At 39.1% G+C, this 13,873-nt stretch carries 8 protein-coding genes and 1 riboswitch; all 8 genes read left to right on the top strand.

The genetic code is table 11. From position 1 onward, the window contains the following. The first annotated feature begins 44 nt into the window (after positions 1-44). Positions 45-2,297 (top strand): glycoside hydrolase family 2 TIM barrel-domain containing protein, encoded by a 2,253-nt coding sequence (locus tag HORE_RS10590; protein ID WP_015923763.1) that lies wholly within the window; start codon positions 45-47, stop codon positions 2,295-2,297. 243 nt (positions 2,298-2,540) lie between these two features. After that, positions 2,541-4,004, top strand: coding sequence for an IMP dehydrogenase (gene guaB, locus HORE_RS10585; protein ID WP_041606102.1), 1,464 nt, complete (start codon positions 2,541-2,543; stop codon positions 4,002-4,004). Between the two features lie 386 nt (positions 4,005-4,390). Beyond that, positions 4,391-5,611 carry an extracellular solute-binding protein gene (locus tag HORE_RS10580; protein ID WP_015923761.1) on the top strand — a complete coding sequence of 407 codons (1,221 nt, stop codon included), beginning with the start codon at positions 4,391-4,393 and terminating at the stop codon, positions 5,609-5,611. Between the two features lie 95 nt (positions 5,612-5,706). Further along, on the top strand, positions 5,707-6,672 hold the full coding sequence (locus HORE_RS10575) for a carbohydrate ABC transporter permease (RefSeq protein ID WP_015923760.1): 966 nt from the start codon (positions 5,707-5,709) through the stop codon (positions 6,670-6,672). Positions 6,673-6,675: 3 nt separating this feature from the next. Further along, positions 6,676-7,509, top strand: a complete 834-nt coding sequence (locus tag HORE_RS10570; RefSeq protein ID WP_015923759.1) for a sugar ABC transporter permease — start codon at positions 6,676-6,678, stop codon at positions 7,507-7,509. 200 nt (positions 7,510-7,709) lie between these two features. Further along, a riboswitch (cyclic di-GMP riboswitch) is annotated at positions 7,710-7,793 on the top strand. Between the two features lie 52 nt (positions 7,794-7,845). Further along, positions 7,846-8,340: a hypothetical protein gene (locus HORE_RS10565; protein WP_015923758.1), complete on the top strand. Its 495-nt coding sequence runs from the start codon at positions 7,846-7,848 to the stop codon at positions 8,338-8,340. Positions 8,341-8,519: 179 nt separating this feature from the next. Beyond that, complete coding sequence (locus HORE_RS10560; RefSeq protein ID WP_143710065.1) at positions 8,520-9,983, top strand: COG1470 family protein; 1,464 nt, start codon at positions 8,520-8,522, stop codon at positions 9,981-9,983. Positions 9,984-10,006: 23 nt separating this feature from the next. Beyond that, positions 10,007-13,753, top strand: coding sequence for a carboxypeptidase regulatory-like domain-containing protein (locus tag HORE_RS10555; protein ID WP_015923756.1), 3,747 nt, complete (start codon positions 10,007-10,009; stop codon positions 13,751-13,753). The last annotated feature ends 120 nt before the right edge of the window (positions 13,754-13,873 follow it).

The following is a 13,873-nucleotide window of genomic DNA, read 5'->3' as shown; positions in this document are numbered from 1 at the left end:
TTGCAAACAGTGATTTTTGTGGATAACAGGGGAGGTTATTTTTAATGAAACGGAAAATATTAAACTTTAATACGGACTGGTTTTTTCTTGATAAGGATATAGAAGGAGCAAAAGGAATAGATTTTAGTCAATCAGGGATGGAGAAAGTAAATCTACCTCATCCCAACAGGATTTTACCACACCATTATTTTGAAGAATCTGATTATCAGTTTGTTTCCTGGTACAGGCGCCCTTTTTACCTGGAAGAAGAGTATAAAGGGAAAAGGGTGATAGTAGAGTTTGATGGAGTAATGACGGTTGCTGAAATATATGTTAATGGGCAGTTTGTGGGTGAGCATAAAGGGGGCTATACTTCTTTTAGTTTTGATATAACAGATTATCTGCTATCTGGAGAAAATAATCTGCTGGCAGTCAGGGTGGATTCCAGCCAGAGAAAGGATATTCCCCCGGAAGGCAACCTGGTCGATTACCTTTTGTTTGGAGGTATATACCGGGATGTTAAAATGGTGATAGTAGACCCTGTTTATATTAACTGGTCTTTTATTGAACTTAAAGATGTAAACCTGGAAGCAGGTGTTATAAAACCCAGGTTTGAGCTCGTAAACACAACAGGTAACCGGCAAAAAATAGTCTTAAATAGTCAGGTTATTAATAAAGAAGGTAAGGTTGTGGCAATGGTAGAATCCAGACACCTGCTTGAGCCCGGTGTAACCTCTCTGGAGCAGCCTGAGGTCAAGATAAAAGAACCTGAGTTATGGCATCCTGACCATCCCTATCTCTATCATGTTTATACTGAAGTTAAAGTTGAAGGAAAGCTGGTTGATGATTATAAAACCAGAATCGGACTCAGGAAAGTGGAATTTAAAGAGGATGGAAAGTTTTATATCAACGATAAGCCCCTTAAACTCAGGGGACTTAACAGGCATCAAATGTTTCCGTATCTAGGTAATGCTATGCCTGACCGGGGCCAGAGGAAGGATGCTGAGATTTTGAAGTATGAACTGGGGTTAAATTTTGTCCGTTCTTCCCATTACCCGGCTGATTCTTCGTTTTTAGATAAGTGTGATGAAATAGGTTTATTAGTCCTGGAAGAGATCCCCGGATGGCAGCATATCGGGAACAGGGACTGGCAGGAGTTATCTAAAAGAAATGTTGAAGAGATGATAGTCAGAGACCGGAACCATCCCTGTATTTTCCTCTGGGGTGTTAGAATTAATGAATCTCCGGATAACCATGATTTTTACCTTGAGACAAATGAAATTGCCCACAGACTGGACAGTACCAGGCCGACCTGTGGGATAAGGAATTTTCAGGATAGTGAGTTTCTGGAAGATGTATTTACTTATAATGATTTTGAGTTAAATCTCGAAGGAAAAATTAAATTACCTAACCACCAACCATATATGATAACCGAATATATGGGTCATATGTATCCAACCAAGGCCTATGATAGTGTCGAAAGGTTAATTAAACACGCTGTCCGGCACGCCCATATACAGGATAAGCAGTATGGGGTACCTTATCTGGCAGGGGCCTCAGGGTGGTGTGCCTTTGATTATAATACCCATGCTGATTTTGGATCAGGTGACAGGGTATGCTATCACGGAGTCTGTGATATGTTCAGGTTACCCAAATTTGCTGCTTATTTTTATAAAAGCCAGATAGACCCGGATGTGGAAAAGGTTGTATTTATTGCTCGATACCTGACCCCATCTTTTAATGAGGATTATGGCGATGAGGTTATTGTTTTTAGTAACTGTGAAGAGGTTGAACTATATGTTGGTGATAAATTAATAACATCAGCTAGACCAAACCGGGTTGATTACCCCAGTTTACCCCACCCGCCCTTTACCTTTAAAGACTGTACCTGGTGGGAGTGGGGGGCCAGCACCATTTCCTGCCTGAAAGCGGTCGGTAAAATAGATGGGAAACAGGTTGCCGAGCACACTATTTATCCCTTTGGCAGGCCGGAGAGGTTAGTATTAAAGCCGGATTACACTAAACTTACGGCAGATGGTGCTGATTGTACCCGGGTTGTGGTTGAGCTTCAGGATGAGCACGGACAGGTCCTCCATCTGGCCCATCATCCGGTTTTCTTTGAACTGGAAGGGGTGGGGGAACTAATTGGAGAAAACCCCTTTAGCCTGGAAGTAGGGAGAGGTGCTGTCTTTATAAGGGCCGGGAGAACTCCAGGGAAAATACAGCTGACAGGTAAGGTCCAGGGATTACCACCGGTCACAATAGTTGTATCTACTGAACCTCTGGAAGATAAGATAGTACCATTACCCAGGAAATAATTGAAAGGCAAGCAGTTAACCGTTTTTTGCGGTTAACTGTTTTTTTATGCTCATTCCTTGAATAACTTGACATTGGGGACCTTCTTTGTTAAAATAGCTTCAATAATTTAAACGGAAATGCTTTTTCTAGTAAACAGTAACGATTATTTTGAAATGGGAAATTTTAATACATGCGTTATATAACAGGTGCTTTTTGTAAATGTAATACCACTGTATCACCAAAATTAAACCAAGGGGTGAGTAATAGTGCATAAACTGGTTAAAGAGGGATTGACTTTTGATGATGTTCTACTGATTCCGGCCAGGTCTGAAGTTTTGCCCCGTGATGTTGAGACCAGGACCAGGCTAACAAAGAATATTAACCTCAATATACCGATAATGAGTGCCGGTATGGATACAGTTACTGAGGCCAGATTGGCCATTGCTATGGCAAGACAGGGTGGTATCGGTATAATCCATAAGAATATGAGTATTGGGAGACAGGCTGAGGAAGTAGATCGGGTTAAAAGGTCTGAAAGTGGTGTTATTGTAGACCCCTTTTATTTAAAACCAGATAATTTAATCGTTGAAGCCGAGGCATTGATGTCCAAGTTTAAAATATCAGGGGTACCTATTGTTGATGAGAATAGAAAACTGGTAGGGATTATAACCAACCGTGATTTGCGATTCGTTAAAGACTATAATCGACCCATCCATGAGGTTATGACAGATGAAGACCTGGTTACAGCTCCAGTGGGAACCACCATCGAACAGGCCAAGGAGATTCTCCAGGAGCATAAAATTGAAAAACTACCTCTGGTGGATGAAAATAATATCCTTAAAGGTTTAATAACAATTAAAGATATTGAAAAAGCAGAAGAATTTCCCCATGCTGCCAAAGATGAAAGAGGAAGGTTAATAGTAGGAGCTGCCGTGGGTATCAGTGACGATACTGATGACAGAGTCGCAGCCCTTGTTAAAGCAGGGGTTGATGTTATTGTTATTGATACTGCCCATGGTCATTCCGTTGGTGTCTTAAAGACAGTAGAAAGAATTAAAGGAAATTACCCAGATGTACCTGTAATTGCAGGTAATGTGGCTACAGCAGAAGCAACTGAAGATTTAATTAAAGCTGGTGCAGATGTAGTCAAAGTAGGGGTAGGACCTGGCTCTATCTGTACAACCCGTGTTATTGCCGGGGTTGGTGTACCGCAGATTACTGCAATTTATGATTGTGCTGAAAAAGCCAAAGAATATGGTATTCCTGTGATTGCTGATGGTGGTATCAAATATTCGGGTGATATTGTTAAGGCCCTGGTAGCCGGGGCAGATGTTGTTATGATTGGAAGTCTTTTAGCCGGTACTGAAGAAAGCCCTGGAGAACTTGAGATATATAAAGGCAGGAGTTATAAGGTATACCGGGGTATGGGCTCCCTGGGGGCCATGCAGCAAGGTAGTAAAGACCGTTATTTCCAGAATGAATCAGATGTTAAAAAACTGGTCCCTGAAGGTATAGAGGGACGCGTCCCCTATCGTGGGCCTTTATCTGAAACCATTTATCAGTTAGTTGGAGGGCTCAGGGCCGGTATGGGTTATTGTGGTGCCAGAACCATATCTGAGCTACAGGAAAAAGGCAAATTTGTTAGAATCACCAGTGCCGGTTTAAGAGAAAGCCATCCCCATGATGTAACTATAACTAAAGAAGCCCCCAACTATTCTGTTAATTAAAGACTTTAAAGTTAAACAAGTTTGTTAACAGTGAGCCCCATCTTTTAAAAGATGGGGTTATTTTTATGCTCAGGAATAATATCAGTAACCTGGTTATTAAAAATAAAAGTTTTTTGGCAACTTCATTTTTAATAAATTCAAATATTTATTAATTTTTTTATCTTATTTGCAGGAATATTTTAATAAATGTTAAATATTAATTATAGAGGAGTGTTAAACAACTTTACATACTAATAAAGGTGGTGGTGGGTAGGCCCTACTTCCAGGAGTTTGATTTATCTTAAAATTCTTTATTCAAACGTTTGCTTCTTTTCTTAATTCTCCATTCAAACGTTTTCTAAAACCATTCAAACGTTTTCCAAAAAAATTAAAGGAGGAGTTTGTTAATGAAAAAGGTTGCTTTACTTGTTGTTACTTTAATGCTTATTTTTACACTGCCGACCATGGCGGTAACCAAATTAACTATCTGGGAAAAATATGATGAGGCTACCCAGGATCCATATTTCCAGAGTTTAGTAGATGAATTTAACAAAACCCATGAAGACATTGAAGTTGAAATGCTCCACTATAATACTGAAGATTTGAGGGAAAACTTCCAGAACGCTATGATGGCCGGAGAAGGTCCTGATGCTACCATCAGTCCCTTTGACCATGTCGGTGTTTTTGCCGTTTTAGGTATTGCAGAGCCAATTACTGATATTTTACCACAGGACATTAAAGATGCCCTGGTTGACAATGCTTTACCTGCCATGAGCCTTGATGGAGAAATGTACGGTGTTCCTATTGATATGGGTAACCACTTAATGCTACTTTATAATAAGAAATTTGTCAAAGAACCACCCAAAACCTGGGACGAGTTAATTAAAATTGCCAAAAAACATACTAAAGACCTGGACGGTGACGGAGTAAATGACCAGTTTGGTCTGGTTTATAACCTGACTGAACCTTTCTGGTTTATTCCTTTCATGAGTGGTCACGGTGGCTGGGTTATGGACGAAAACCGTCAGCCAACCTTAAATACTGATGGTGTAGTTAATGCCTTTAAATTTATCAGGGATCTTAAATTTGAACATAAAATTGTCCCTGAAGAATGTGACTATGATATTGCAGATAGCCTCTTTAAAGAAAATAAAGCCGTATTTCTTATCAATGGTGACTGGTCCTTAAATGGTTATAAAGCAGTAGAAGGCCTTGATTTTGGTACAGCAGCCATACCTAAATTCAAAGATTATGAGTGGCCTAAACCGATGATGAGTGGTAATGGTTTCATCATGGCCGAAGGTTTATCTGAAGAAAAGCAGGAGGCCCTCTTTGAATTTATCCGCTTTGTACTGGAGAAAGAAAACCAGGTTCGTATGGTAAAAGAACTGAGTATCCTTCCCAGTACCAAAGCTGCCAGAGAAGTAGAGTTTGAAGACCCGATATTAAGGGGTTCTATTGAACAGCTTAACCATACAAAACCAATGCCTATTGTTCCTGAAATGAGGGCGATCTGGGATGCCCTGAGAGCACCAATCCAGAATGTTATGAATGGTAGTGCTACTCCTGAAGATGCTGCCAAAGAAGCTCAGGATCTGGCTGAAGAAGGCGTAGGTGCAATGCATTAAAATAATGTGGGCTTAAGTTAGAGAGGAGTTAACCGGGTTTACCCGGTTAACTCTTCTTTTCAATAAGATGAGAGAATAGGAAGAAGGGGGTTACTGTGAGACTTAGTAATAAAACCAATAGAACTTTTGAAGGTGGAATAGCAAACCTGTCACGAAAATTTCATCAGCAGTGGTTTGCCTATGTATTAATTCTTCCAGCTATTTTAATAATGATTCTTGTAGTTTTTTATCCATTTGTTTTTAACTTTCGACTTTCTTTTATGAATGTCAAGATGTATAATATGAGGTTCTTTATAAAGGAAGGATTTAGCAGCGATCGTTTAAAATTACTTGGTTTTGGTAATTATATAAAGCTATTAAAGGAACCCTTTTTCTGGGAAGTTTTTTTAAAAACGGTCATGTGGACCTTTGTTAATGTTTTCTGCCATGTTGTCGGAGGTATATTTTTAGCTATTTTATTAAACAGGCAATTAAGGTTTAAAAAACTTTATCGAACCCTGTTGATTATTCCCTGGGCTATTCCTGAATTTATTAATGCCCTGGTCTGGCGGGGTATGTTTAATTATAGATATGGAGCGGTTAATATAGTCCTTGACAGGTTATTTGATATGTCTCCCCTCCCGTGGTTGTCACACCATATCTGGGGCTGGGGTGCTGTTATGATTACCAATATCTGGCTAGGGATTCCCTTTATGATGATTGTTGCCCTGGGAGGTCTGCAGAGCATTCCCAAAACATACTATGAAGCGGCCCGGATAGATGGGGCCAGTGGCTGGCAACAGATAAGGCATATTACTCTTCCCATGCTGAAACCGGTTATGACCCCGGCTATTGTCCTGGGTACAGTCTGGACATTTAATAAAATAACAGTAATTTATCTTATTGCCGGAAGAAACCTGACAAGGAAGGTTGAAATACTTGTCAGCTATGTTTACAGGAGTGCTTTTGAACTTTATCAATATAGTTACGCAGCTGCCCTGTCAGTTATAATTTTTGTTATTTTGCTGGTGTTCTCTATAGTCTTTATTAAGTATATTCGTGGTACAGAGGGGGTGCAGTAACTAATGAATAAGGATAGCTTGCCAAAAAGGATAGTAATTCATATCATATTAATAATAGCTGTAGTCATTGCTGTTTATCCTGCCCTGAGGGTTTTTTCTATTTCATTACGTCCCATAAATGCCCTTCATACTACAGATTTAAGAATCATACCTGAAGGGGCCAGTTTTAAGTCTTATTATGATGTCCTCTTTAATACTGAGTTCCCCAAATGGTTTTTAAACAGTTCTCTGGTAGCTTTAATAACTACTTTGATTGGTATCAGTGTGGCTTCAACTGCCGGTTATGCTTTTTCCAGGTTTAAGTTTATGGGACGGAAACCATTATTAATGTTCTTTCTGGTAACCCAGATGTTTCCTGTTACCATGTTGATTTTACCATTATATTTGATGCTGGCCAGAATGGGGCTTATTAACTCCTATCTCGGGTTAATAATTATGTATACTACAACAGCTTTGCCCCTCTGTGTCTGGCAGATGAAGGGTTTTTATGATACTATTCCCTACTCTCTGGAAGAAGCAGGTTTGATTGATGGCCTCAGTCACTGGGGATGTTTTATTAAGATAGCCTTTCCCCTGGCCAGACCAGGACTGGTTATTAGTGGATTGTTTTCTTTTATGGCCGCCTGGACCGATTTTATTGTAGCCAGGGTAATCATGCATAAGGAAGAATTATGGACACTGCCCCTGGGAATCCAGCATATGTCCGGTGAGTTTGATACCCAGTGGGGTATGTTTGCTGCTTCATCAATTCTGGTAGCCATTCCCGTTGTAATTGTATTTATATTCCTGGCACGTTTCCTTGTTAGTGGCCTGTCCCTGGGAGGAGTAAAAAGTTAAATATATTTTACAACAACCGGTTGAAATATTAACATATTTTATTAAAAATATGTTAATTGTATAGTAATTATAGTTACTCACCTTTCCAGAGGATAAAAAATTTAGATTTTTCTTGACTATGGGAAAAAAGTAGGATATAATAAAATTGAAATTTGTATAATTATCCAATAGTTTAAGGTATTTATTGTAAAATTTAATAATATTGAATGGGAAGCTATGAACTCTTCTTTGTACGTGGTCACTTGAAGGAGAGGGAGCTAGTAGTGAAACCGCCCCGACCGGGGGCGGTTTTTGCTTTTTACATACCTTTAAAATATTTCAGGGGGGGGATTTTTAATGAAAAAAGGTTTAATTTTTGGACTGGCTGTAGTGTTGACAATGGTGCTTTCTTTAGGCGTTATGGCAGCAGGTAATGATTCGGGCACTGTAAATGTAACTGCTTCTGTTGCAAAATATGTAAATATTAATTTTACAGATACCAGTATTAATTTTGGTGAGTTACAGGTTAATGGTGAGAATACAACAAATTTAAGTTTTACTGTTGAAGCCAATTATACTGACTGGAGTGTCAGGGTTTCTCCAGTGGGTAATACCAACAAAATGACCGGTACTGATGCCAGTGGACAAACTGTTAGCCTTACCAATCCCTTGCAGGTTGCTTTAAATGACACCAATTACGAAAACCTGCAGGTTACAGGAAACATTTATACTGTAGTCTCCTCAATAGGAACTAATAATATGACCCTTAATTTAAAGCAGCCAGTGGTAGTTGAGGACCCTGTAGCTTCATATAGTATAGATTTAATGGTTGAAATTGCTTCAACCTTTTAAACAGACCAAAATAGCCAGATTTGTTTGAGTTAATTTAATTAAATTTGAGTATAAAAGTACTTATAAAATTAACTTACAAATAAACTAGTAGCTAATAAACTGATATAACCAAGATTTATAGCAGGATATGATGACAAGGGTGGGCGTAAAGTACCACCCTTACCTTGTCTTTAAGGAGGATGAAGCTTTTCATGATAATTAATTCCATTATTAACAACAGGAGTCATAGAATTATAATATTATTAATTGTAATTTTGTATTTAATTGGATTTAAAGCTGTTACTGTTGAAGGAGCTGGCCTCAGGGTATCCCCGTTATATATTCAAAAAGAGGTTAAGGACGGGGAGATACTGGGTCCTGTAGTTATAACTAATAATTCCCCGATGGATTTCAAGGTCAGGATTTTTGCAGTCACGGCTGAACATGATCTGGAGGGTACTGTTGTTATAAAGGAAGAAAATAAGACCGATATGCTGATCCTGGAAAATACCGATTTTACCCTGAAAAAGGGTGGCCAAAAAGAAATTTATCCCCGGGTTAATTTAAAGGGGATAGAAACAGGTGGTATTTATCCTGTACTGGTAATTGATGCCCTTCCCGTTTCAGAGAATGGGACCAATGTCAGTGCCAGCTTCAGGTTTTCTGTCCTGACATTACTCACGGTTAAGGATCCCGGAGAAAGCAGGGGACAGATCAGTGAAGTTAAGGTTGAACAGCCTGACAAAGGGGAACCCTTGACCTTTAAGGTTCTTGTTGAAAATAATAGTAAAATTCATCGTAAACCGGTTGGTAGTGTTCTGGTTTATAGTGAGGGAGATGTTATTGACAAAATCCCCTTGAAACCTGAGAATATATTGCCCGGGAATATGCGCTGGATTAAAGGATTATGGAAACCATCTGATCTACCTCCCGGTTCTTACACATATAAAGGGGAATTGTATCTGGGAAATTATAAACTTAATATTCCTTCTGGTAAATTTGGGATTCATGAGCCCTATACCTTAACCAGGCGTAATCTTGAATTAACCAGGGTAGGGATTCCTTTAGCCTCTGTCAAGGAAGGGATAAACTATAGATTGCTTGTCAGCAATGAAGGTAATATTGAGGATACATTTAAAGGGGAAATCAGGATAGTTAGTAAGAAAAACGGTAACACTTTAATTAATAAAAGGGTTTCTGTTCCGGAAATAAAACCGGGTAGTAGTAGTTTAGTAGAAGATAGTCTTGATGCCTCTGACCTAAAGACAGGCCAGTATGTTTTTCAGGTAGTTAATAATTTCAATAAAATTATGGAGAGCAGGGAATTTGAATTACTCCTTGAAAAACCTGTAGTAAAACTGGCTATAAGCAAATTTTCAATTCCTAATTTTAAGGAAGGAAAACCTGTCAAGGCCACAGTTGTATTTACCAATGAGGGTAATACATTACTCGAATTACAGGGTATGCTGGAGTTTAAAGATCTTGATGGTAACCGGGTTGGTTTCTTACCCCTTAAGGGATTAAAAGTTGAACCTGGCCAGAGCCTTGAAAAGGTATATACATGGCAGGGGGGTATACCGGCCGGATTGTATGAAGGAATTATTACCGTTATTTACGGTGATAAATCGTTACGCAAAAATACCAGTTTTATGATTCAACCGTAGGAAGTTAATTAGGGGGGATTTTAGTGGGGGGTAAAAAACCTGGATGGGATAAATTTTTCCTCATACTTATTTTCCTGTTATTTATAACCTGGGCCTGCCAATTTTCCAGGGTATTTGCCAGTGATACCGATGATTATATAGATGTTGATTTTTCCAGTTCTACTGTTAAGTTTGTTAACATTAGTCCTGATGGCAGTGGATATATTATCCCATATGCTACCAATCTCAGTATAGTTTCCCCCCTTCGTAAATGGGAGTTATATATAGAAGCTACCGGTGATCTTGTCAATAATAATGACGGGACCAGGATACCGATCAGTAACCTTTCATGGGCTTTACATAGCGACAATGGTAAAACCAACTGGAGGCCCCTTAAAACAAAACCAACCCTTGTAAGTAAAGGACTTCCCCGTAAGTCACCGGGTTATGTTGCATCATTTGATTATAAACTGGCTATAAATCCGGGAGTTAAAGCTTCTTCTTCCCCGAAAGCAATTTATGAGACGGCAATAAGGTTTAATTTAACAGCAGGGTCTTTATCTTCAAGCCTTGCTTATCCCAATCCTTTTTCACCAAATGGTGATGGAATTAAGGATACAACTGAAATATCGTTTAATATTACAGAAGAGTTTGTGAATATCCCGGTTTTTGGTTATATAGTTGATGTTGATGGAAATATGGTAAGTATTTTTGATGACCTGTGGTTTAAGTACTTTGATAAAACGGGGATATATAAAATATCCTGGGACGGCCAGGGTTTTGATAATGAAGTCTTGCCTGATGGACAGTATTATTATATTATTGAGGCTTTTTCCTTGTCCGATACCTGGCCTTTGCTTGACTGGTTTAAAGTTATCGGGGTAGGAACGCTCGAGATTAGTAATAATACGGCCCCCGGTGATTCTTCCATTAAAGGTCGGGTTTTTAGTGAAGAAGGTGGTTTTTTACCCGGAGTTAGTATTGACCTTTACAGTGAAAGTGGTATCAAGGTAACAGAGACAATAACCGATTCTAAGGGCAAGTTTAGAATAAATGACCTGGCCGGTGGTTATTATTACCTGGAACTTTCCCGGGAAAATTATCTGCCGTACCGTACCCCTGTGTTTTACCTTGAGGAAAAATCTAATCTCAAAAAGGATATTATTCTGAGCCATAATTCATCCCTTTATATAGATGTTAAGGCTGATAAGACCCAGGCCAGACCAGGTGATGTTATTACATACAGTGTTTACGTTGAAAATAAAGGGACATCCAGAGTCAATAACACCTGTCTTCAGGAGAGGTTACCGGAAGGGTTGGCCTATCTGGAAGGAAGTTTTGAATCAACCCGGGATCTTTCCGTTAGTGATTACAAGGATAGTCTCAGGTGGGAATTTGGTAGCCTGGCTCCTGGTGACTTTTTTGAAGTAAAATATTCTGTGGTGGTGACTCCGGCTGCCCCGGAAGGTGAATTGAGAAACAGGGTTACTGTCAGTGGCACGGCTGAAGGTGATTATGGGGGTTATGTAGCTAGAGAGGGAAGTGCTCCTGTGATTATAAGCAGAGGAGTATTTGCCAGTTGTGGCGATATTCTTGGTAGAATTACTGGCTACCGGGAAGACCTGGATGATTCACCATTAGATAAAAATATTTACGTAAAATTAAGTAATGGTAGTCTGGCCTCTGTACATGATGGTAAATACTACCTTGAGGGTATCCCTGAGGGGAATTACCTGATCTGGATAGTGCAAAAACGAAACGGTAGATTTGTTAATATTACAAAGCCTGAAACTATCAGGGTAGCAGGTGGTCTGGCTGTAAGGAAAGATTTTTATATAAGCAAAGGTGATTTTGTAAAAGCTGATAACAAAGAGCAGTCCTATTATGGTGTAGCTCAACTTGACCTTAATTTTAACAATGGACTCAAAATGAGTGGTGAGCTTGATTTAGAATATAAAACAGGGGTGAAAGACTGGGATTTATCGATAATATCATCAACCAGGAGTCGTAAAAACAGGGAGCAGGATGGTAATGGTATAGATATATTACAGGGTTCCCCGTTAAAAATAACAGCCAGTAGGGAAAAAGATATTGTTGAAATGGGAGAAGTTGATTCAGGTGTCCTCGGCATGGCCTGGACAAGGGAGCTTGATAATAAAAAATTAAATGTTTATGCCGGGGCCGGTGAAGTAGGAGAAGCCCTGGAGGAAATTCCTCTTGATAATTTCAGTGGTCCCTATCAACTCGACCATTTCCCGGTGGTTTCCGGAAGTGAAGAATTATATATATGTGAGTTTGACCAGGATGGTAATCTGATCAATGCCTTTAAACCTGAATATTACCTTGATTATTATGAAGGCAAGGTATATTTTAATAAACATTATACTTATATTGACTACCGTAATTATAGAAAGGTAATGCGGATTAAATATCGTTATAAAACTGGTTTTCTGGATTGCACCAGGTATTATGGATTTAATATAACTACTGAAGATGATAAAGCCAGACTTACGGGAGAGGGTTCGTTAAATGATTCGGGCCATGCAGTTAATATAGAAGGTGAATATCGTAATAATATAGAAAAAGGTGTCCTGACCCTTACAGGTGAGGTAGATTACCGGGCCAATAAGGAAACAGATGGAAATGCCATGAATTTGAAAGGGAATGGCGCCTACAATTTCCAGGTTAAGGGGCATGATTTAAATCTAAAATTGTGGCATAAACATAGCAATATTGAAGATATGGTTATTGAACCCCCGGGGGTTTCAGGAAACGAGACCGGGATTGGTTTACAGGATTCATGGAATATTTTACCTCAACTAAAAAATAAAAACGATATCAGTCTGGTCAGGAATTCAGAAGGTATAATTGAGTCATTATTAAATACAGAGTTTGTTTACACCAGGGATATATATTCGGCTTCTCTAGCCTGGGAAGGAAGGTCCCATGGAGAGGACAATCTCATTCTGACCGGTTTGATTGAGATTGATAGGATTAAAGACTGGAAGCAGCATGTTTCCCTAACTCTTTCTCAGGAAAAAGACTGGATGCCTTTACTGATGTATCATGGTGAAGCAGATCTGAAACAGGGCTATCAGATTGAAAATGAGGTTCAGCTGGGGGCCAAGAATACTGTGGATGTTGGCCTGGACTATAAGGGTGATCACGGCATAAATTATGAGTCTACCATAGCCTATGACTGGGACCGGAATCAGCTGGGTTTAACTGCCAGGATGACTTCCGGACAGGATAAATTAAAGACTGACGGTCAGGTTAACATCAATTATGATATGGTAGCACATGTCCTGGATCTCTATCTGGAACAGAAAGGGCTATATCTACCTGAACAGAATTATTATTTAAAAGAAAAAATCAGTGCCGATAGAACTTTTGGGAAGCAAAAACAGGGTGACTTAATCCTTTCAATGTGGGCTGGTAAAGTATTTGATAAAGGAAATATATTCAGCAAGAATAATTTAGAGGTGAATGGTGGTCTTATCTGGAGAAATAATACCGAGAAGGGATATAATATAAATACCGCGGCAACTTCTCTGGGATTACAATATGACATTAAACCGGTAATTATTAGTTTTAAAACCCAGCACTGGTTACAGGATGTGGTTTCCTTTAATGAATTGGTTGCTGACCTGGGAGTAATAATACCTGTAAAAGACTGGTTAGAACTAAAGGTGGGGTATCGTAATAATTCCCTCCTTAATGACAATGCTCTGGTTCCTGTTCTGGAAAAAGGGTTTTACATTAATATTACCGGTAAAGATTATAACTTTTAGGCCGCATTGTGCGGCCCTTATTTTTTTATGGGGGGTGGAACTGTTTTAGTAGTAGTGGTATTAATCTAGATGTAGTCAGGTTTACAGCATCAATATCAAAAAAATATTATTATTTTATCT

The organism is Halothermothrix orenii H 168 (genome assembly GCF_000020485.1).
Taxonomy (GTDB): domain Bacteria; phylum Bacillota; class Halanaerobiia; order Halanaerobiales; family Halothermotrichaceae; genus Halothermothrix; species Halothermothrix orenii.
The sequence above is the reverse complement of the archived record's forward strand: the minus strand, read 5'-3'. Positions and strand labels throughout refer to the sequence as shown.

Coding starts and splice junctions, on each gene's coding strand:
- HORE_RS10570 (WP_015923759.1), top strand. CDS start 6,676: ATGAATAAGGATAGCTTGCCAAAAAGGATAGTAATTCATATCATATTA.
- HORE_RS10590 (WP_015923763.1), top strand. CDS start 45: ATGAAACGGAAAATATTAAACTTTAATACGGACTGGTTTTTTCTTGAT.
- HORE_RS10560 (WP_143710065.1), top strand. CDS start 8,520: ATGAAGCTTTTCATGATAATTAATTCCATTATTAACAACAGGAGTCAT.
- HORE_RS10565 (WP_015923758.1), top strand. CDS start 7,846: ATGAAAAAAGGTTTAATTTTTGGACTGGCTGTAGTGTTGACAATGGTG.
- HORE_RS10580 (WP_015923761.1), top strand. CDS start 4,391: ATGAAAAAGGTTGCTTTACTTGTTGTTACTTTAATGCTTATTTTTACA.